16 protein-coding genes are annotated in these 19,479 nt (G+C 73.9%); 8 read left to right on the top strand and 8 right to left on the bottom strand.

Annotated features, from left to right (window positions below; translation table 11 throughout):
- Both GSY69_RS11230 and rpsT read left to right on the top strand, forming a co-directional pair.
- The coding region (locus GSY69_RS11230; RefSeq protein ID WP_202411055.1) for a type II toxin-antitoxin system PemK/MazF family toxin at nt 1-563 on the top strand (563 nt) is incomplete at its 5' end.
- 168 nt (nt 564-731) lie between these two features.
- On the top strand, nt 732-992 hold the full coding sequence (gene rpsT, locus GSY69_RS11225; protein ID WP_160953939.1) for a 30S ribosomal protein S20: 261 nt from the start codon (nt 732-734) through the stop codon (nt 990-992).
- Nucleotides 993-1,234: 242 nt separating this feature from the next.
- Here the strand turns inward: rpsT and holA are convergent, their stop codons facing one another.
- From holA to GSY69_RS11200, 5 genes are all read right to left on the bottom strand, one after another.
- Entirely contained in the window at nt 1,235-2,224 is a 990-nt protein-coding gene (gene holA, locus GSY69_RS11220; protein ID WP_160953938.1) for a DNA polymerase III subunit delta, read from the bottom strand.
- A 45-nt stretch (nt 2,225-2,269) separates the two neighbouring features.
- Nucleotides 2,270-4,405, bottom strand: a complete 2,136-nt coding sequence (locus GSY69_RS14980) for a ComEC/Rec2 family competence protein (RefSeq protein WP_160953937.1) — start codon at nt 4,403-4,405, stop codon at nt 2,270-2,272.
- A gap of 538 nt (nt 4,406-4,943) precedes the next feature.
- Complete coding sequence (locus GSY69_RS11210) at nt 4,944-5,747, bottom strand: helix-hairpin-helix domain-containing protein (RefSeq protein ID WP_160953936.1); 804 nt, start codon at nt 5,745-5,747, stop codon at nt 4,944-4,946.
- A gap of 118 nt (nt 5,748-5,865) precedes the next feature.
- The gene (locus GSY69_RS11205) at nt 5,866-6,771 is read right to left on the bottom strand and encodes a DegV family protein (protein WP_160953935.1); all 906 of its coding nucleotides are present in this window, start codon (nt 6,769-6,771) and stop codon (nt 5,866-5,868) included.
- Nucleotides 6,768-8,078: a UDP-glucose dehydrogenase family protein gene (locus GSY69_RS11200; RefSeq protein WP_160953934.1), complete on the bottom strand. Its 1,311-nt coding sequence runs from the start codon at nt 8,076-8,078 to the stop codon at nt 6,768-6,770. Before GSY69_RS11200 ends, GSY69_RS11205 begins: the two co-directional genes overlap by 4 nt.
- Before the next feature lie 110 nt (nt 8,079-8,188).
- Between GSY69_RS11200 and GSY69_RS11195 the strand changes: the two genes are divergently transcribed.
- Nucleotides 8,189-8,875: a hypothetical protein gene (locus GSY69_RS11195; protein WP_160953933.1), complete on the top strand. Its 687-nt coding sequence runs from the start codon at nt 8,189-8,191 to the stop codon at nt 8,873-8,875.
- Nucleotides 8,876-8,915: 40 nt separating this feature from the next.
- Here GSY69_RS11195 and nadE read toward each other — a convergent pair whose 3' ends face one another.
- Nucleotides 8,916-9,743 carry an ammonia-dependent NAD(+) synthetase gene (nadE, locus tag GSY69_RS11190; protein ID WP_160953932.1) on the bottom strand — a complete coding sequence of 276 codons (828 nt, stop codon included), beginning with the start codon at nt 9,741-9,743 and terminating at the stop codon, nt 8,916-8,918.
- Nucleotides 9,744-9,824: 81 nt separating this feature from the next.
- Complete coding sequence (leuS, locus tag GSY69_RS11185) at nt 9,825-12,707, bottom strand: leucine--tRNA ligase (RefSeq protein WP_160953931.1); 2,883 nt, start codon at nt 12,705-12,707, stop codon at nt 9,825-9,827.
- A gap of 226 nt (nt 12,708-12,933) precedes the next feature.
- Between leuS and GSY69_RS11180 the strand changes: the two genes are divergently transcribed.
- The 5 genes from GSY69_RS11180 to GSY69_RS11160 all read left to right on the top strand — a co-directional run bounded on the left by GSY69_RS11180 (nt 12,934) and on the right by GSY69_RS11160 (nt 19,135).
- Nucleotides 12,934-14,808 carry an AMP-dependent synthetase/ligase gene (locus GSY69_RS11180; protein WP_160953930.1) on the top strand — a complete coding sequence of 625 codons (1,875 nt, stop codon included), beginning with the start codon at nt 12,934-12,936 and terminating at the stop codon, nt 14,806-14,808.
- A 63-nt stretch (nt 14,809-14,871) separates the two neighbouring features.
- Nucleotides 14,872-15,870, top strand: coding sequence for a polyphosphate kinase 2 (gene ppk2, locus GSY69_RS11175; RefSeq protein WP_160953929.1), 999 nt, complete (start codon nt 14,872-14,874; stop codon nt 15,868-15,870).
- 52 nt (nt 15,871-15,922) lie between these two features.
- The gene (locus GSY69_RS11170; RefSeq protein ID WP_160953928.1) at nt 15,923-17,002 is read left to right on the top strand and encodes a YhjD/YihY/BrkB family envelope integrity protein; all 1,080 of its coding nucleotides are present in this window, start codon (nt 15,923-15,925) and stop codon (nt 17,000-17,002) included.
- Nucleotides 16,999-17,643 carry a DNA-3-methyladenine glycosylase gene (locus GSY69_RS11165; RefSeq protein WP_160953927.1) on the top strand — a complete coding sequence of 215 codons (645 nt, stop codon included), beginning with the start codon at nt 16,999-17,001 and terminating at the stop codon, nt 17,641-17,643. Before GSY69_RS11170 ends, GSY69_RS11165 begins: the two co-directional genes overlap by 4 nt.
- Nucleotides 17,644-17,704: 61 nt before the next feature.
- Nucleotides 17,705-19,135, top strand: coding sequence for a glyceraldehyde-3-phosphate dehydrogenase (locus tag GSY69_RS11160; protein ID WP_160953926.1), 1,431 nt, complete (start codon nt 17,705-17,707; stop codon nt 19,133-19,135).
- Between the two features lie 103 nt (nt 19,136-19,238).
- Here the strand turns inward: GSY69_RS11160 and GSY69_RS11155 are convergent.
- A partial coding sequence (locus tag GSY69_RS11155; protein WP_160953925.1) for a hypothetical protein occupies nt 19,239-19,479 on the bottom strand: 241 nt, incomplete at its 5' end.

Genomic DNA, 19,479 nt, shown 5'->3' with positions numbered 1-19,479 from the left:
ATGCACGCGGCGGCACCGCCCGGCGCCCGGGTGCCGGGACCCGCGCGCGGGGCGACCGCGCGACCGGGGCGCAGGTGCGCGCGGGCGGCGACTATCAGCCCGCGCGGCCGGGGACGCGCAGCGGGCCCAAGCAGGGCGCGCCGCGCCGGCCCTCCGGCGGCTATCCGGGCGATTTCTCGGGGTCCATCCGCCCCGTCTACACCCCCGATCTGGACGGCGATGCCGACCCCGGCGAGGTCGTATGGGCGTGGGTGCCCTACGAGGAGGACTTCTCCCGCGGCAAGGACCGGCCGGTGCTCATCATCGGGCGCGACTCGGCGTGGCTCCTGGGGCTCATGCTCACGAGCCGCGACCACATCCCCGGTGGCATCGGCGAGATGCGCGAGGCCGACTCCGCGCTGTGGATGAACGTGGGCACAGGGGACTGGGATGCCCAGGGCCGGGCCTCGGAGATCCGCCTCGACCGCGTCATCCGGATCGCCGCCGGCGCAGTGCGCCGCGAGGGCGCGATCCTGCCGATGGGCCTCTTCTCCCAGGTCGTCTCCAACGTGCGGACGAGCTGAGAAGCGTGTATCCTTGAGGCTTGTATGTTCGCCGCGGCGCGTGTCTCGCCGAGGTCGGGCGGGCATACTCCCGGATTTCAGGCCCGCCGTGTTTCCCCGCGGCGCCGGCAGGTGGGTGCGGGAAGCCCTCACGACCATCATGACGACGACAGATAAGAGTGTTTGAAGTTGGCTAACATCAAGTCCCAGATCAAGCGGATCGCCACGAATGAGAAGGCCCGCCTGCGCAACAAGTCCGTGCGCTCCGAGGTCCGCTCGGCCGTGCGCGCGGTGCGCGAACAGGTGCAGGCCGGCAACGCCGCCGAGGCACAGGCGAAGCTGCAGGTTGCCTCGCGCAAGCTGGACAAGGCCGTCTCGAAGGGCGTGCTGCACAAGAACAACGCGGCGAACCGCAAGTCGAAGCTCGCGAAGCAGGTCAACGGCCTCTGAGCCGCACGCTCACGGCAGTGAGCGCGTGACCTCCGCGGCCCAGGCCGCGCGCACGAAGGGACGGACCCGCCGGTCCGTCCCTTCGCTGCGTCTGGGCGGGGCCGGGCGGGAGTGGGAGCGAGAACGCCCGTGTGGGCGCAAGCAGCGTCCCTGTGTGCGGAAGCGAGGCCAGCGTCGGGGCACGGGCCGGCAGGAGGGCGCGCCCCCGTGCCGTGACCTCGGCACCGTGCTTGCCCGGCTTCTCAGCGCACTCGCGCGCGCCGGGCGACACCGGCCACGAGCCGTTCGACGGCGTAGACGGGATCGCGCCCGCCGCCCTTGACCGCCTCGTCGGCGGCCGCCGCGTGCATGAGCGCCTCCCCCAGCGCCACCTCGTTCCACTGGCGGGCCTCGCGGCGGGCGCGGTCGACCTGCCACGGCGCCATCTTCAGCTCCGCGGCTGCCTGGCCGGCGCTGCCGCTGACGCCCTGGACCTTCGCGAGCTGGCGCAGCTTGAGCGCCACCGCCGCGACGATGGGAACGGGGTCCGTGCCCGTGGCCAGGGCGTGGCGCAGCAGGCCAAGCGCCTCGGCCCCGCGGCCGGCGACCGCGGCATCCGCGACCTTGAACCCGGTGGCCTCCACCCGGCCGCCGTAGTAGCGGTCGACGACCGCGGTGGTGATCGGTCCCTGGGTGTCCGCGAGGAGCTGTTCGACGCCGGCCGCGAGCTCGGAGAGGTCCTGGCCGAGCGCCGCGAGCAGGGCCGCGAGCGCCTCCGGCTCGATGCGGCGCTGGGCCTCGTCGAACTCCTGCTGCGCATAGGCCTGCTTGTCCGCATCCGAAGTCAACGGCTTCGCGTCGATGCGGGGGTGGCCGCCCGCCTCGATGGCCTTGAGCAGCCGCTGGCCGCGGTTGCCACCGCCGTGCTTGAGGATGAGCATGGCATCGGGGTTCGGATCCGCGACATAGGCCAGCGCATCGGCGAGGAAGTCATCGGACATGCCGGCCAGCGAGTCGACGACGACGAGCTTCTGGGCGGAGAACAGCGAGGGGGCGCAGGCCATGTCGAGCTCGCCCGCCGCATAGGCCGCGGCATCGAGGAACGTCGTCTCCGGGTCCGCGCGCCGGCGGGCGGCGGCGATGATCCGGTCCTGCGCCCGGCGCACGAGCACGGCCTCGGAGCCCTGGATGAGCACGACGGGTGCCGGCGCCGCCTTGCGCCAGCTCGTCAGGGAGGTCTTCTTCGCAGCCACGGCCACACACTACCCCGGGCCCCGGACACAGCCGGCGGGGTGCCGCTACGGGTCGATCTGCGCGGCGCAGCCCCGCTGGCCGTCCAGCCGGCCGGCGTCCGTGATCCACACGCTGCCGCACTCATCGGTGCGCAGCACGGCCACCGGCCCGAAGGCGCGCAGCGCCTGCAGCGTGGGGTGGCCATAGGAGTTCTGGCCCACGGAGACGATTCCCGCGCGTGCCCCAGCCGCGCGGAAGAAGTCCGCGCTGAGGTCGGCCGAGCCGTGGTGCGGGGCCACGAGCACGTCGACGGGCTCGAGGCCGCGGGCGAGCCTGCGCTGCTCCTGCGCGCCGATGTCCGCGGGCAGCAGGAGGCTGAGCCGCCCGGCGTCGACGCGGATGACGAGCGCCTCGTCGTTGCGCGCCGCGCTGTCGGCAGCCGGCCGCTCCCCGCCCCCGGCCGCGCCCTGCGCCGCCCCTGAAGCACCGGCGCCCGGTGCGGACGCCGGCCGGGCCTCCGGCCACAGTGCGCGCCATGCCACGGCGCCCACCGCCATGCGCGCGCCGGCGCCGATGGGCTCACCCGCCCGGCCCACGAGGCCCGGCAGGCGGGCAGCCTTCGGATCGGCGGCCGCGCGCGGTCCGATCCACACCCGCTCAACGGTGCGCCCACCGCGCACCGCCCCGGAGATCCCCGCCCAGTGGTCGGCATCGAAGTGGGAGATGACCGCGTAGACCCGGTGCGCCCGCACCCCGCTGAGGCAGCGGTCGAGCGCCGCGGGATCCTTGCCGGCGTCGACGAGCAGAACGCGTGAGGCGTCGAGGCGCACGAGCGTCGCGCTGCCCTGGCCCACATCGCAGGCCAGCACCCGCCAGTCGGCGGGCGGAGCCGCGCCCGCCCCCAGCCGCGGCAGCGCCAGGCCGCAGCCCAGTGCCAGGAGCGCACCCGCGGCGGCCCACAGCCGCCAGCGACCGCGGCCCAGGACGATGACGGCCGTGGCCAGAGAGACGGCCGCGGCGAGCGCGATGCCGAGCCCACCGGGCGGCCAGGGCAGGGCGGCGCCCGGCAGGCCGGCCCCGGCGTGCGCAAGCCCCGCGATCCAGTCCGCGCCGAGTGCGGCGGGCCGGACGAAGACCTGTGCGAGCGCACCGTGGCCGGGCACCGTGAGCCCCAGCACGAGCCCGGAGCCCAGGCCGCAGCACAGCCCGGCCAGGCCGAGCACGGTCGCCGGCGCCACCGCGGGGCCCGCCAGGACGTTGAGGACGACCGCCCACGCACTCGGCGCCGAGCCCATGGCCGCGAGGAGCGGCAGGACGCCCGCCTGCGCGCACACCGGCACCGCGAGCGCGGCCGCGGCCAGCCGGGGCACGCGCAGCCGCGCCAGCAGGCGCACGAGCGGCTCGCCGAGGACGAGGAGAGCGGCCGTTGCCGCGGCGGACATCGCGAAGCCGGCCGAGGCCGCCAGCTCGGGGCGCGCGACGAGCAGGGCGGCGAGCGCTGCGCACAGCACGGCCACCCCGGAGCGGCCCACGCCGCGGGCCAGCACGAGCGCGCCCACCGTGCCCATCGCTGCAGCGCGCAGCACGGAGGCATCGGGGCCCACGAGGAAGACATAGGCGCCGGTGGCCGCCAGCGCCGCGCAGATCCCGGGCCCGCGCCTGGGGGTGGCGAGCCGCACGAGCGCCAGGGCGCCCAGGCTCACAAGCGAGATATTGGCACCGGAGACGGCGGTGATGTGGGCCAGGGAGACGGTCTTCATGTCCGCATCGAGGCCCTCGCCGACGCCGCTCGTATCGCCCACGACGAGGCCCGGCAGCAGGGCGGCGCCCTCCGTCGCGGTGCCAGCGGCCTGGCGCAGGTAGGCGCGCAGCCCGGCCCGCAGCCGCCACGCCGGCCCCGGGGGCACGCGGACCTCCGGAGCGCCGCTGAGGAACGCAACGAGCTCCGGGCCGCTGCGCCGCAGCTGCGCGCGCACCCGGACGCGGCTGCCGGCGGGCGGCAGCGCGGTGCGGCTGAGCAGGCTCACAGTCCCGGCCCCGCCCCTCGCCTGCGCGCGTACGAGGCCGCTGGGGCCGGTGTGCGGATCGGAGACGATGAGCAGCTCGCCGTCGAAGTCCCCCGCCGCCGCCTGCCCGCGCGCGGTGACGACGCCCACCCCTCCGGCGGCCAGTGCCGCGAACAGGAGCGCGGCGGCAGCCACCCTGCCTGCCGAGTCTCGCCCCGGCAGGCGTCCGGTTCGTCCCACCGGGCCATGGGCTCGTCCCGCGCCGCGGGTCAGTCCCGCCGGGCCGGCCGCTCGTGCCGGCTGGTCACCGGCTCGCACAGGTTGGCCGCCGGCTCGCCCAGGTTGGCCGCCGGCACGATCCGCCGGGCCCGCGGTTCGACCGGTGGGAACCGCGGGACGGCCGGGCGCCGAGCGGGCCCGCAGCAGCACCGCAAGCGCCGCGAGGGCGGCGGCTCCGGCGCCGGCGATGACCCACCCGGCAGGCACCGGTGCAAGGGCGGCCGCCCATGCCGCCGCTGTGGCCGCGGCCAGGCGCACGGTCGCGGCGCGCTCGAGGAGCACCCGCCGGGCCGCGCCCAGCGCCGCACCTCGAACGCCGACCCGCCCGCCGCGCCCACCCCGTGGCCCACCGGTCCGGCTGTGGTCTGGCCTGCCGCGATCCGGCCGCCCGTGGCCTGGCCCGCTGCCATCGCGCCGCCCACCGCCTCGGCGCCGGCCCCGGCGCCGAGGCGGGTCAGACCGTGACGAGGGGGCGCAGCTTCTCGAGCGTGGCATCGCCGATGCCCGGCACGTCCGTGAGCGCGTCGACCGAGGCGAACGCCCCGTGCTCCTCCCTGTACCCGATGATCGCCTGTGCGGTCGCCGGGCCGACGCCCGGCAGCGCGTCGAGCCCGGTTTCGTCGGCGGTGTTGATGTTCACCGGTGCGCCCGCGGAGCCTCCCCCGGACCCGCCTGAGCCCCCGCCGGAGTTCCCGCCTGTGCCCTCACCGGAGCCCCCGGGAGCCGTGGCCGCGGGGGCGGACTGGGCAAGCGCCTCCCCCTTCTTCGGCACCACGATCTGCTCCCCGTCGACGACCCTGCGGGCGAGGTTGACGCGGGCCTCGTCGGCGGCCGGCTGCGCGCCGCCCGCTGCCGTGATCGCGTCGGCCACGCGGGAGCCGGTGGGCAGCCGGACGACACCGGGCCGGCGCACCGCGCCCACGACGTGCACGGACGCCTCTGCGGCGGCGGTCCCTGCGTTCCCCGCCCCGCTCAGCTCGCCGGATCCGCCCGCCTGCCCGCCGGCGGCATCGCTGACCAGCGGCGCCGCCGTGTCCTCGGCGGCCGGGGCCCGCGGCCGGGTGAGCAGGAAGAACGCGAGGGCCGCCGCCACCGCCAGCACGCTGACCACCACGATGATCGTGCGCCGCGGCACGGGCCGCGTGCGCGGCAGGAGGTCGTCGAGGTCGTCGACGTCATCGTCGTCGGCGGGGCTCCAGCCGCGGGCGGCGCTGCGGTCGAGGAGGCCTGCGAAGCGGTCATCGGGTGAGGGCGCCATGGAGCGCACGCTAGACAACCGGGGTACCGGCCGGGGCGGGGCGCCGGGCCTGGGGACGGCCGAGCGGCGGCCCCCAGGCCGCGCGCGCACGCGCGGTGGGGGCTGTGACCCCGCGCGGCTAGGGGGCGGTCTGGACGAACGCGCCCACCGTGCCCGGCCCCACGTGGGCCGTGACGACGGTGGAGATCGCCGCGCTGCTCACGCGGGTGCCCTCCGGCAGCGGGAGCGCGCGGACCTGCTCGTGCAGGCGGGCGAACGGGGCACCGGCGGCGGCCGCGGTCTCCTCGGCGTGCAGGAGCACGATCTCGATCCCGCGGCCGGGGTAGCGGTCGGCGAACTCCTGCGCGCTGGCCAGCAGCAGCGCGGCCATCCGCTCCTCGGCCCGGGCCCGGGTGCGCACCCGGGCCAGCGGGACCACCGCCCCGTCCCGCAGGCCGAGGACGGGCACGATCGACAGCGCCCTGCCGATGAGCGAGGAGGCGGCGCCGATCCGCCCGCCGCGGCGCAGGTACTCGAGGCTGGCCGGGACGAAGAACGCGCGGGTCTCCTCGGAGCACCAGTCGGCGACCTCGGCCGCGAGCTGGTCCGGCTCGAGCTGCGCGCCGGCCGCGGCGATCGCGACGGCCCCGGCGAGGCCCGCGGAGATCGTGCGCGCGTCGATGACCGCGATCGTCGCATCGCCCTCGGCCATGACCTCGTCCGCCGCGGCGCGCGCCGCCTGCCAGGTGCCGGAGAGCTCCGCGGACAGCGTGAGGACGATGAGGGCCTCCGCGCCGTCGGCGATGAGGCGCCGGTAGGCGTCCGCGAAGTCGCCTGCAGCGGGCATCGACGTCGTCACGGGCAGCCCCGCCGCCATCGCGGTGCAGACATCGGCGGGCGACCACTGCGAATCGGGGCGCTCCGCACCGTCGACGGAGACCGTGAGCTCGACAATGTCGAAGTGCCCGGCGAGCTCGTCGCGCAGCCGCTGCGCCTCCGCCGGGCCCAGCCGCGCGGTGGAGTCGGTGACGAGGCCGATCCTCATGGCCGCCCCAGCGCGCGATAGGTCCAGCCGGCCGAGCGCCAGCGGTGCGGGTCGAGGGCGTTGCGCCCGTCCACCACGACCCGCCGCGCGACGGCGGCGCCGGCGTCCTGTGGATCGAGGTCGCGGTACTCGGCCCACTCGGTGAGCAGCAGGACGAGGTCGGCTCCGGTGAGCGCCTCGGCCGCGGTCGTCGCGTAGTCCAGCTCGGGGGCCACGCGCCGGGCGTTGTCGAGCGCCTGCGGATCGGCGACGCGGACCTGGGCGCCCTCGCGCGCGAGCATCCGGGCGACATCGAGCGCCGGGGAGTCGCGCACATCGTCCGAGTTGGGCTTGAACGAGGCTCCGAGCACCGCGATCCGGCGCCCGGCGACGCTGCCGTCGAGCTCCTGGCGGGCGAGGTCGACCGTGCGCTCGCGCCGGCGCAGGTTGATCGCGTCGACCTCGCGGAGGAAGCCCACGGCCTGGTCCGCGCCGAGCTCGTCGGCACGGGCCATGAACGCGCGGATGTCCTTGGGCAGGCAGCCGCCCCCGAAGCCCAGGCCGGCGTTGAGGAAGGCGCGGCCGATCCGCTCGTCCATCCCGAGTGCCTCGGCGAGGACCGTGACATCGGCACCGGAGGCCTCGCACAGCTCGGCCATCGCGTTGATGAAGGAGATCTTCGTGGCCAGGAAGGAGTTCGCGGCGGTCTTGACGAGCTCGGCCGTCGCGTAGTCGGCGGTCAGCCGGGAGATGCCCGCCTCCAGGCCGTCCGCGTAGACCTCGTCGAGCTTGGCGGCCGCGCGCTGGCCCGCCTTGCCCGCGGGAACGCCGTAGACGAACCGCGAGGGCCGCAGGGTGTCCTCGACCGCGTGGCCCTCGCGCAGGAACTCCGGGTTCCAGGCGAGTTCGGCCCCGCGCTCGCGGATGGCCGGCGCCAGCCGTTCGGCCGTGCCCACGGGCACGGTGGACTTGCCCACCACGAGATCGCCGGTGTCGAGCTGCGGGAGCAGCGAGTCGACCGCGGCATCGACGAACGCCATGTCCGCCCCCAGCCCGTTCCGCGCCTGCGGGGTGCCCACGCACACGAAGTGGACGGCCGCCGCGCGCGCGGCGCCGATGTCCGTGGTGAAGGCCAGCCGACCGGACTCCTGGCCGGCGCTCAGCAGCTCCGGCAGGCCCGGCTCGAAGAACGGCGGGCGGTACTGCGCGAGCGCGGCGATGCGCTCGGCGTCGACATCGACCCCGATGACGTCGTGGCCGATCGACGCCATGGCCGCGGCGTGGACGGCCCCGAGGTAGCCGCACCCGATGACGGAGATGACTGTCATGGCGTTCCGCTCACTCCCTACGAGTCGACGGCCGGCCGCACGGTGCGAACTGGCCGGCACGACCAGCATAGATGTTCGGGACCGTGCGGCGATTGACTAGGCTTGTGGGCGTGAAGCGTTTTGCAGACTTCCTCGTCAACTCGATCGCGGCCTCGGTGCTCGTCGTCGTCATCGCCGCCTCGATCATCCTCTTCCTCATCCCGCCGCTGCACCCAGCGGCGTGGCTCATCGGCCTCCTCGGCTCGCTGGCCGCGGCCGTGTGCGCGGTGCTGCTCGCCCGCCAGTGGGCCCGTGCGCAGGCGCGCATCGACCGGCTGAACGAGGAGCTCGCGGCCGCGTGGGGCCACGTGGAGCCGGTCGCCCTCACCGCGGTCGAGGCCGACGACGGCGGCGCCGATGCCCGGCGCGCGGCGCGCATCGGCGAGCTGCTGCCGCAGGGTGAGGGGCTCGTCGCCGATCTGCGCGTGGCCGGCGGCCCCGGCTCGCTGCGGGCGGCCGACCTCCAGGCCCTCGCCGCGTTCCTGCGCGAGTTCGAGCGCGAGAGCTTCGACGACCGCGCCTGCCACCGGGCCTTCATGGACCTCTACCGCAGCGCGGAGCGGCTGAGCTCGTGGGTGCGCGCGGAGACGGACGAGGCGCAGGCCGGGGCGCGCGCGATGCGCTCGGGCGATGCCCGGCGCGGCGGCTGGCGCGAGTTCGGCCAGGCCCAGGCGGCCGGCGAGGAGGCCGCTGGCCGGCTCGTCGCCGCCCGCGCGGACTTCCAGCGCGCGGCCCTGGAGTCCGGCGCGCTGCGCTGAGCACCGCGGCCTGCGCGCCGCCGGGTCGATCAGGCCCGGCTCAGCAGCGGATCCACCACTCGTCGTCGGGGCCCACGGGCACCCGGCGCTTGTGCTCGGTGGCCCGGTAGCGCTCCTCGATGCGGCGCGCCGTGTCCTCGGCGACCTCGCGGCCCTCGAGGTAGTCGTCGATCTGGGCGTAGGTCAGCCCGAGCGAGGACTCGTCGGTCTGGCCGGGTGCCTCGTCGAGCAGGTCGGCGGTCGGCGCCTTCTCCCACAGCCGGGCGGGGGCGCCGAGGTGGGACAGGAGTGCCGCGCCCTGGCGCTTGCTCAGGCCGGTGAGCGGGACGACGTCGGCCCCGCCGTCGCCGTACTTCGTGAAGAACCCGGTGACGGCCTCGGCGGCGTGGTCGGTGCCGACGACGAGCTGGCCGCGCTGGCCCGCGATCGCGTACTGCGCCGTCATCCGCACGCGCGCCTTGACGTTGCCCTTGACGAAGTCGCTGAGCGGCTCGCCAGCCGCGGCCTCGTAGGCCGCCGCGACGCCGTCGGCGCCCGCGGCGATGTCGACGTCGAGCACCTCGTCGGCCCCGATGAAGCCGAGCGCGAGCTGCGCGTCCGCCTCATCGGCCTGCACGCGGTAGGGCAGGCGCACGGCGGTGAAGCGCGCGTCCGCGCCGCGGCGGCGCAGCTCCTCGGCGGCGAGCTGGCACAGCCGGCCGGCCAGCGAGGAGTCCTGCCCACCGGAGATGCCGAGCACGAAGCCGTGCGCGGCGCTCGTCAGGCAGTAGTCGACGAGGAACTGGACCCGGCGCGCGACCTCCGCGGCGGGCTCGATCCGGGGGCTCGTGTGGAGCGCCCGGCGGATGGGATCGGAGATCGTTGCCATGTCCCAACCCTATGCGGGCGCCGTTTCGCGCGCGTAACGGCGCCCGGGCGGAGGCCGGCCCCGCCTACTGCGCCGGGACTGTCACTGCGCCGGGACGATGTTGACGAGCTTGGGCGCGCGGACGATGACCTTGAGCGGCGCGGCGCCCTGGAGGAACTTCTGCGCGCCGTCGGAGGCGATGGCGAGCGCCTCGAGCTCGCCCGGATCGATCTCCGGGTCCACCTCGAGGCGGTCGCGCACCTTGCCCCTGACCTGCACGACGCACGTGACGGCCTCCGCGCGCAGCTGGGACTCGTCGGCGACGGGGTACGGGGCGTACGTGATCGTGTGGTCGTGTCCCATGCGCTCCCAGATCTCCTCTGCGAGGTGCGGGGCGAGGGGCGCGAGCATGATCGCCAGCGGCTCCATGGCCTCGCGCGGCGCGCTGCCGGCCTTCGTCAGGTGGTTGACGAGGACGATGAGCTTGGCCACGACCGTGTTGTAGCGGAAGTGGTCCATGTCCTCGCGCACGCCGGCGATCGTCTGGTGGAGCACGCGGCGGGTCTCGCCGTCCGCGGGCTCGTCGGACACGGCGGTCTCGCCGGTCTCCTCGTCCACGGCCAGGCGCCACACGCGCTGGAGGAAGCGCTGGGCGCCCACGACGGCGCGGGTCTCCCAGGGGCGCGAGTCGACGAGGGGCCCCATCGACATCTCGTAGACCCGGAAGGTGTCCGCGCCGAACGCGGCGTACATGTCCTCCGGGGTCACCATGTTCTTCAGCGACTTGCCCATCTTGCCGTACTCGCGGGCAACGGGCTGGCCGCCGTGCGTGTAGGTCGTGTTTCCTGCCTCGTCCGTGTGCTCCTCGACCTCGTCGGCGGGCACGTAGACGCCGCGGGCGTCGGTGAACGCGTAGGCCTGGATGTAGCCCTGGTTGATGAGCTTGCGGAAGGGCTCCCACGAGCTGATGTGGCCCAGGTCGAAGAGCACCTTGTGCCAGAAGCGGGCGTAGAGGAGGTGGAGCACGGCGTGCTCGACTCCGCCCACGTAGAGGTCAGCGCCGCCCGAATCGCCGGCGCCGCGCGGGCCCAGCCAGTACGCCTCGTTCTCCGGGCCGACGGAAGCGGCGTCGTTGTGCGGGTCCGCGTAGCGCAGCTGGTACCACGAGGAGCCGGCCCAGTTGGGCATGGTGTTCGTCTCGCGGCGGTAGCGGCGGGGCCCATCGCCCAGGTCCAGCTCCACGCTCACCCAGTCCGCATTGCGGCCCAGGGGCGGTTCGGGCTCGGAGTCGACGTCGTCGGCGGCGAAGGTGCGCGGCGAGAAGTCGGGCACCTCGGGCAGGTCCACGGGCAGCTGGTCGGCGGGCAGCGCGTGGGGCACGCCCGCCTCGTCGTAGACGATGGGGAACGGCTCGCCCCAGTAGCGCTGGCGGGAGAACAGCCAGTCGCGCAACCGGTACTGGGTGGTCGCCTCCGCGCGCTCGCCCAGCCACTCGACGATCGCGGCCTTGGCCTCGGCGATCGGGCGGCCGTTGAGGTCGATCTCCGCGTTCGCGGAGTTGATCTTCTCGCCCTCGCCCGTATACGGCCGATCCTCGGGGTGGTCCTCGGCCGGCTGCACGGTGCGCACGTAGGGCAGCCCGTAGGCCTGGGCGAAGTCCCAGTCGCGCGGGTCCTCGGCCGGCACGCCCATGACCGCGCCGGTCCCGTAGCCCATGAGCACGTAGTCGGCCACGAACACGGGCATCGCCTCGCCCGTGGCCGGGTTGACCACGGACGTGCCGGTGAACACGCCGGTCTTGTCCTTGCCCTCCTGGCGCTCGAGCGGGGTCTTCGCGGCGGCGGCACGGCGGTAGGCCGCGATCGCCGCAGCGGGAGTGTCCGCACCGCCGGTCCAGGGTTCCGGGGTGCCGGCGGGCCACCGCTGCGCGGTGTATGCCTCGACGAGCGGGTGCTCCGGGGAGAGGACGAGGAACGTCCCGCCGAACAGCGTGTCCGCGCGGGTCGTGTAGACCTCGATGTCGTCCGGCCCGGCGTCCGACGCCGCACCGGCGGCGGGTGAGAAGCGCAGGAGGGCGCCGGTCGAGCGGCCGATCCAGTTGCGCTGCATCTGCTTGACCGATTCGGGCCAGTCGACGGCGTCGAGGTCGTCAACGAGGCGGTCGGCGTAGGCGGTGATGCGCATGTTCCACTGCCGCAGGCGGCGGGTGAAGACGGGGAAGTTGCCGCGCTCGGAGCGGCCCTCCGCGGTGACCTCCTCGTTGGCGAGGACGGTGCCCAGGCCCGGGCACCAGTTGACCGGGGACTCGGAGACGTAGGCCAGCCGGTAGTCCTGCAGGACGTCCTCGCGCGCGGCGGCGTCGAGCTCGGCCCAGGCTCCGCGGCCTGTGTCGCGGCCCGCCTCGAACTGCGCGATGAGCTCGGTGATGGGGCGCGCGGCGCCGCGGCCGTCGGCGGCCTGGGGGTCGTACCAGGAGTCGAAGATCTGCACGAAGATCCACTGCGTCCACTTGACGAACTCGGGGTCCGTCGTGGCGAAGGTGCGCCGCGCGTCGTGGCCCAGCCCCAGCCGGCGCAGCTGCGAGCGCATGTTCGCGATGTTCTCCTCGGTCGTCACCCGCGGGTGCTGGCCGGTCTGCACGGCGTACTGCTCGGCGGGCAGGCCGAACGCGTCGTAGCCCAGCGCGTGCATGACGTTCTTGCCGAGCATCCGGTTGTAGCGGGCGTGGACGTCGGTGGCGACGTAGCCCAGCGGGTGGCCCACGTGCAGCCCGCGGCCCGAAGGGTAGGGGAACATGTCCATGAAGTAGGCGGGCTCCATGTCCGTGGCCCGCTTCCCGCGCGGGGTCTGTGCGAGGTCGCCTGCTGGATTGGGCGCGGCGAAGGTCTCCTCGCGCTCCCAGCGGTCCTGCCACTTGCCCTCGATCCGGCCAGCGAGCTCCGCCGTGTAGCGGTGTGAGCGGGCGGGCTGTTCGGAGGGGGCCATGGGCGTCCTTTCGACGGGTGGGTGCGGGCGCTCCGCAGTGCTGGGTGCGCCGGAGGGGCCGCCTGCCGGGGAAGGCAGCGGCGAGGTCCATGGTACGCGCAGAATACCTGTGTCTCAGGTAACATCAATCGCGTCTGTCAGCGGCGACCGCGCCGCTAAGCTGGCCGGGTCCCCGACGGGCTCGGCCCGCCGAACCGCAACCGAGCCTGCCACCGAGGGAGTCCCTATGACCGAGACGATGAGCCAAGCGGCAACGGCCGCCGACTACCCCGTCGACGAGACCTCCACGATCTCCGACGCGCTCATCCAGCGCGTCGAGGTCGATCCGCAGGCCCATCTGCTCAGCATCCTCCGCCGCGGCCGCGAGGCCGAGGTCAGCGCCGGGCAGTTCCTCGGCCAGGTCCGCGCGGTGGCCAAGGGCCTCATCGCCCGCGGTGTGCGACCCGGCCAGCGCGTGGGCATCTTCGGCCCCACGAGCTACGAGTGGACCCTGGCCGACTACGCCCTGTGGTTCGCAGGCGCGGTCTCCGTGCCGTTCTACGACACCTCGAGCGATGAGCAGATCGCCTGGATGGTCTCCAATGCCCAGGTCCGCTACGCGCTCACCGCGACCGCGGACAACGCCGAGCGGGTGCGCCGCGCCGGGGCGGATGCGGGCACTGAACTCGGCACCTTCACGTGGGAGGGCGCCACGTTCGACGAGCTCATCGCCGACGGCCGCTCCGTCACCGATGCCCAGCTCGAGGCGGCACGCACCGCGGTCGCCCAGGCCGACCCCGCGACGATCATCTACACCTCGGGCACAACCGGGAGGCCCAAGGGCTGTGTGCTCACCCACGCGAACTTCGTCCAGACCGTCCAGGCCGGCATGATGCAGCTGCCCCAGATCATGGCGCCCGGCGCCCGCTGCCTGCTGTTCCTGCCCACCGCCCACGTGTTCGCCCGCTACATCGAGGTCGCGGCGCTGACCTCGGGCACCGTGCTCGCCCACGAGGCGGACATGGGCAAGCTCACCTCCTCGCTGGGCCTCTTCCGCCCCACGTTCATCCTGGGCGTGCCGCGCGTGTTCGAGAAGGTCTACAACTCCGCCGTGGCCAAGGCTCAGAGCGACGGTCGCGGGCACATCTTCCGCCGCGCCGAGGCAGTGGCCGTGCGCTACTCGCAGGCGCGGGCGGCCGGTCGCATCCCGGTGGCGCTGCGCGCCCAGCACGCGTTCTACGACGCGCTCGTGTACTCGAAGCTGCGCGCGGTCATGGGCGGCCAGGCAGCCCACGCGATCTCCGGCGGCGGCCCGCTGGGCACCCACCTCGGCCACTTCTTCGCCGGGATCGGGGTCGACGTGCTCGAGGGCTACGGCCTCACGGAGACCACCGCGCCCGTTGCCGTCAACGTGCCGGGCCGGGCCAAGATCGGCACCGTGGGCGTCCCGCTGCCGGGCAACGCGATCGCCGTGGCCCCCGACGGCGAGGTGCTCGCGCGCGGCGCGTGCGTGTTCGAGGGCTACCTCGACAACCCCGAGGCGACGGCGGAGGCGTTTGCGAACGGCTGGTTCCGCACGGGCGACATGGGCGCCCTCGACGAGGACGGCTTCCTCACGATCACCGGGCGGAAGAAGGAGCTCATCGTCACCTCCGGCGGCAAGAACGTCGCCCCCGCCCCGCTCGAGGACGTGCTGCGCCGCCACGCGCTCATCAGCCAGGCCGTCGTCATCGGCGACAACCGCAAGTTCGTCTCCGCCCTCATCTTCCTCGACCCGGAGATGCTGCCCACCTGGCTCGACAACCACGACCTGCCCGCCATGAGCCCCGAAGAGGCGGCGGGCGACGAGCGGGTGCGCGCCGCGATCTCCCACGAGGTCGACTACGCCAACCGCACCGTCTCGCGCGCCGAGGGCATCCACGAGTTCCGCGTGCTGCCCAACGAGCTCACGGAGGAGGCCGGCGAGCTGTCGGCCAAGCAGTCCGTCAAGCGCAAGGTCATCGACGAGCGCTACGCGGACGTCATCGAGGACATCTACTCCCAGCCCAACCCGAACCAGCAGGCGCAGCCCGCCCCCGCCTCGGGCGCGGAGCAGGGCGCGCCCCGCCGCGGGCGGCACTGAGGCCCACCCGAGCGCGCCTGCCGGCGGGAGGCCGGCGGGCGCGCCTGTGCATAGAATCGAGCCATGAGCGCGAAGACGATTGCGGGCACCGCCCCCCAGGACTCCCCGGACATCGATTCGGCCAAGGCGGTCCTGGCCAAGCTGGCGGCCGACCTGGGCCCCGATGCCGCGGGCAAGGACGCCTGGAAGAAGGACTACCCGTACTCCAAGAAGCTCGGCCGGGACGAGTACGAGGACGCCAAGCGAGCGCTGCAGATCGAGCTGCTCAAGTTCCAGTCGTGGGTCAAGGAGACCGGCCAGAAGGTCGTCATCCTCTTCGAGGGCCGCGACGCCGCCGGCAAGGGCGGGGCGATCAAGCGCTTCACCGAGCACCTCAACCCCCGCGGGGCGCGCATCGCGGCGCTGGAGAAGCCCACGGAGCGCGAGCAGACGCAGTGGTACTTCCAGCGCTACGTCTCCCACCTGCCGGCCGCTGGGGAGATCGTGCTCTTCGACCGCTCCTGGTACAACCGGGCCGGCGTCGAGCGCGTCATGGGCTACTGCACCCCCGCGCAGTACCTCGACTTCACCCGCTCGGCCCCGCAGTTCGAGGAGATGCTCACCCGGGCCGGCATCTCGATCATCAAGTTCTGGTTCTCCGTGGGCCGGGAGGAGCAGCTCCACCGCTTCTCCTCGCGACTGACCGACCCGGTCAAGCAGTGGAAGCTCTCCCCCACCGACCTCGCGAGCCTCGACAAGTGGGACGCCTACACGGAGGCGAAGGAGGCGATGTTCTTCTACACCGACACCCCCGCCGCGCCCTGGACCGTCGTGAAGTCCAATGACAAGAAACGCGCCCGGCTCGAGGCCATGCGCTACGTGCTCTCCCGCTTCGACTACACGGGCAAGGACCCGCAGGTCGCAGCCGGGGCCGATCCGCTCATCGTCGGCTCCCCCGCCCAGATGTACGACGAGGGCGAGCGGCCCGAATCGGATGCCGCGAGCATCGCCCAGGGCGCCGAGGCCTCCGCGGCCGCCGCCGCAGAAGACGCGGGCGCGCACGCGCAGGCCGCGGGCAGCTGAGCCGCGCCCGCCCCCGCACCCCACCGCCCCCAGCCGAGGAAGAGTCCCCACCATGAGCGAGACCGCCGCCACCGACAAGACCGCCCTGCTCACCCGGCGCCGACCGGGCGGGGCCGCGACCGTGCTGCGCAAGCCCGTGGTCGTCCACCTGCGCCACACGATCGCCCGGTTCGGCCAGCGGATGGGCAACCAGTTCGCCGCGGCGATCACCTACTTCCTCGTCCTGGCCCTCATCCCCACGCTCATGTTCGCCTTCGCCACGCTGGGCTTCGTGCTCAGCGTCGTGCGCCCGGAGCTCGTCGACGTCGTCATCGGCGAGGTCCGCCAGCTCGCCCCCGGCCAGGACCAGCTCGTCGAGATGCTGCAGAACTACCTGAAGAACTGGGCCGGGGTGGGCATCGTCGCGGTGGTCGGCGCGCTCTACACCGCGCAGGGATTCATCGGCAACTTCAAGGACGCGGTGCGCTTCCAGCTCGCGGCGGACATGGACGATGTCCCCAAGGAGCCGTTCGCCGCGCGCATCGGCAACAACGTCGTCACCCTCGTGGGCCTGCTCGTGGGCATCGCCGTGACGATCGCGGCCACCGCGGTGGGCACGGGCCTGCAGACGACGATCGCGCAGGCCCTCGACCTGCCCGGCTGGTTCGCCCCGCTGCTCAACATCGGCACGATCGCCATCACGCTGCTCATGGCCTGGCTCGTGTTCCTCTTCATCTTCACGCTCATCCCGTCGGAGCCGATTCCGCCGCGTACCAAGCGGATCGGGTCGTTCGCGGGAGCGCTGGCCCTCACCGTCCTGCTCAACATCGCCACCGTGCTCGTCGACGCGTTCTCCTCCTCGCCCACCGCCGCGCTGTTCGGGCCGGTCATCGCGATCATGCTCTCGATGAACATCTTCACCCGCATCGTGCTGCTCGTCGCCGCCTGGATGGGCACCTCGAACGACCGCCCGGTCTTCCGCCGGCTCTCGGCCAACTCGGCGCCCCCGGCGGAGCAGGGTGAGAAGTCCGTCGGCCCGGCCGCCGGGGAGTCCTTCGGCGCGCTCGCCGCGGCGGCGGGCATCATCGCGCTGACGCTGCTCGGGCTCAAGCGCTACGAGGACACCCACGAGCGGAGCCTCTTCGGCCGATGAGCCAGGACCCCCCGCTGAGCCAGGACCGCATCGACCGCTCCTTCTTCGCCCGGCCCGTGCTCGAGGTAGCCCCCGACGCCCTGGGCGGCGTGCTGCGGCGCACGGACGAGGAGGGCACCGTCGCGATCCGCCTGACGGAGGTGGAGGCCTACGACGGGCGGGTCGACCCCGCCTCCCACTCCTACCGGGGCCAGACGGCGCGCAACGCCACGATGTTCGGCCCACCCGGCCACCTGTACTGCTACTTCATCTACGGGCTGCACCACTCGCTCAACATGGTCTGCGACGCACCCGGCGCCCCCACCGGCCTGCTGCTGCGCGCCGGCGAGGTGGTCGAGGGCGCCGGGCTCGCGACCGAGCGGCGCTCCGCGCGCCGGGCCACCCCCGCCCCGCACCGCGACCTGGCCCGCGGCCCCGGCAACGTCGCCCAGTGCTTCGGCGCGGACCTCGCAGACGACGGGGCCGACCTGTTCGGCGGCGAATGGGACTTCGCCCCGGTGCGCCCCCGGCCCGCGCACACGACGGGCCCGCGCGTGGGGGTCTCCGGCCCCGGGGCCGATCCCGCCGCCTTTCCCTGGCGATTCTGGATCCCCGGCGAGCCCACGGTGTCCCGCTTCGTGGCGGGCAAGGCCCGCACGTAGACTAATCTGCGGATCATATGGGGGCAGCGCTGCTCCCGCGACGAATGCGAAGGGATCGCCCGTGTCTGACCTCACCCAGGAAACGAAGCGCCAATGGGCCGCGAAGCAGGATGCGGCCGAGCGCATCCTCCCCGTCGTCGGGCGGCTCTACCGCAACAACGACGTGCTGCTGACCGTCTTCGGCCGCAGCCTGCTGAATAAGTCCGTCAACGGCATCATCAAGGCCCACCGCTACGCCCGCCACTTCGACGGTGACGACCTCGACATCGAGGCGACGGCCGACATCGTCGCGGCGATCGAGGCGCTCAATCCCGGCCCCGCGCGCATCGACATCGGCCGCCTCGCCGCGGGCTGGCGCGCGGCCGGGGGCGACCTCGACGCCTACCTGCGCACCGCGCTCGCCGAGGTCGCCGACGGCGCCGGCTCGCAGGCGCAGCCGCGCGATGTGGTGCTCTACGGCTTCGGGCGCATCGGCCGCCTCCTCGCCCGCATCCTCGTCGACCGCGCCGGGCGCACCGGCCTGCGCCTGCGCGCCGTCGTCGTCCGCCGCGGCAGCGACGACGACATCATCAAGCGCGCCTCGCTGCTGCGCCGCGATTCGATCCACGGCAAGTTCGACGGCACGATCGTCGTGGACGAAGAGGCCAACACGATCCTCGCCAACGGCGTGCTCATCCAGGTCATCTACTCCAACGACCCGGCCAGCGTCGACTACACGCAGTACGGGATCGACGATGCGCTCATCATCGACAACACCGGCCGGTGGCGCGACGCGGAGGGGCTGGGCCAGCACCTCAAGAGCAAGGGCGCCGCGAAGGTCCTCCTCACCGCGCCCGGCAAGGGCGACATCAAGAACATCGTCTACGGCGTCAACGACGACGAGATCGGCTCGGACGCGATCGTCTCGGCCGCCTCGTGCACGACGAACGCGATCACCCCCGTGCTCAAGGTCATCGACGAGAAGTTCGGCATCGCCAACGGCCACATGGAGACCGTCCACGCGTTCACGAACGACCAGAACCTCACGGACAACTTCCACAAGGGCTCGCGGCGCGGGCGCGCCGCCGGGATGAACATGGTCCTCACGGAGACCGGGGCTGCGAAGGCCGTGGCCAAGGCGCTCCCCCACCTCAAGGGCAAGCTGTCGGGCAACGCGATCCGCGTGCCGGTGCCCGACGTGTCCATGGCGATCCTCAACCTCAACCTCGAGACCGCGACGAGCGTCGACGAGCTCAACGGCTTCCTCCGCGAGACCTCGCTGAATTCGCCGCTGCGCAACCAAGTGGACTACATCGCCTCGCCCGAGGTCGTCTCCAGCGACTTCGTCGGCTCGCGCCGCGCCGGGATCGTCGACGGCCTCGCGACGATCGTCGATGACAACCGGGCCGTCGTCTACGTCTGGTACGACAACGAGTTCGGCTACTCCTGCCAGGTCGTCCGGGTCGCGGCGGACATGGCCGGCGTGGGCACGCCGGCTCTGCCGCGCCCCTGAGCGACACCGCCTGAGCGCCCCTTCGACGGGGTGCCGGGGCAACAGCGGGCACTCGGCTCCCCCAGGGGGCCGGGTGCCCGTTCGCGTGAGCGCCGCGGTCGGCTCAGTCCGAGGCGCCGAAGAGCCTGCGCTGGCGGCGCCCGCGTGAGCGCGCGGCCTCGGCCTCGTCGTCGAGTGCCGCGTGCAGCCAGCCGGGTGCAGCCTGGGCGAACCAGTCGCGCACCCCGGGGTCGTCGAGGGCGCCCGCGAGCGCCGCCTCGGCCCGGCGCTGGGCGGCGAACCCCGCGGGGCCGATCGCCCCCGCGCACAGGCCGGCCCACGCCACCCCCAGGGCGAGCGGCGCC

This window comes from Brevibacterium rongguiense (assembly GCF_009857845.1).
GTDB classification, from domain to species: Bacteria; Actinomycetota; Actinomycetes; order Actinomycetales; family Brevibacteriaceae; genus Brevibacterium; species Brevibacterium rongguiense.
This window is presented reverse-complemented; position numbering and strand designations above follow the sequence as displayed.

Excerpts from the sequence above, each read along its gene's own strand:
- GSY69_RS11200 (WP_160953934.1), bottom strand. The coding sequence starts at position 8,078 with ATGACAGTCATCTCCGTCATCGGGTGCGGCTACCTCGGGGCCGTCCAC.
- GSY69_RS11170 (WP_160953928.1), top strand. The coding sequence starts at position 15,923 with ATGAGCGAGACCGCCGCCACCGACAAGACCGCCCTGCTCACCCGGCGC.
- GSY69_RS11180 (WP_160953930.1), top strand. The coding sequence starts at position 12,934 with ATGACCGAGACGATGAGCCAAGCGGCAACGGCCGCCGACTACCCCGTC.
- ppk2 (WP_160953929.1), top strand. The coding sequence starts at position 14,872 with ATGAGCGCGAAGACGATTGCGGGCACCGCCCCCCAGGACTCCCCGGAC.
- GSY69_RS11165 (WP_160953927.1), top strand. The coding sequence starts at position 16,999 with ATGAGCCAGGACCCCCCGCTGAGCCAGGACCGCATCGACCGCTCCTTC.
- nadE (WP_160953932.1), bottom strand. The coding sequence starts at position 9,743 with ATGGCAACGATCTCCGATCCCATCCGCCGGGCGCTCCACACGAGCCCC.
- leuS (WP_160953931.1), bottom strand. The coding sequence starts at position 12,707 with ATGGCCCCCTCCGAACAGCCCGCCCGCTCACACCGCTACACGGCGGAG.
- GSY69_RS11205 (WP_160953935.1), bottom strand. The coding sequence starts at position 6,771 with ATGAGGATCGGCCTCGTCACCGACTCCACCGCGCGGCTGGGCCCGGCG.
- GSY69_RS11210 (WP_160953936.1), bottom strand. The coding sequence starts at position 5,747 with ATGGCGCCCTCACCCGATGACCGCTTCGCAGGCCTCCTCGACCGCAGC.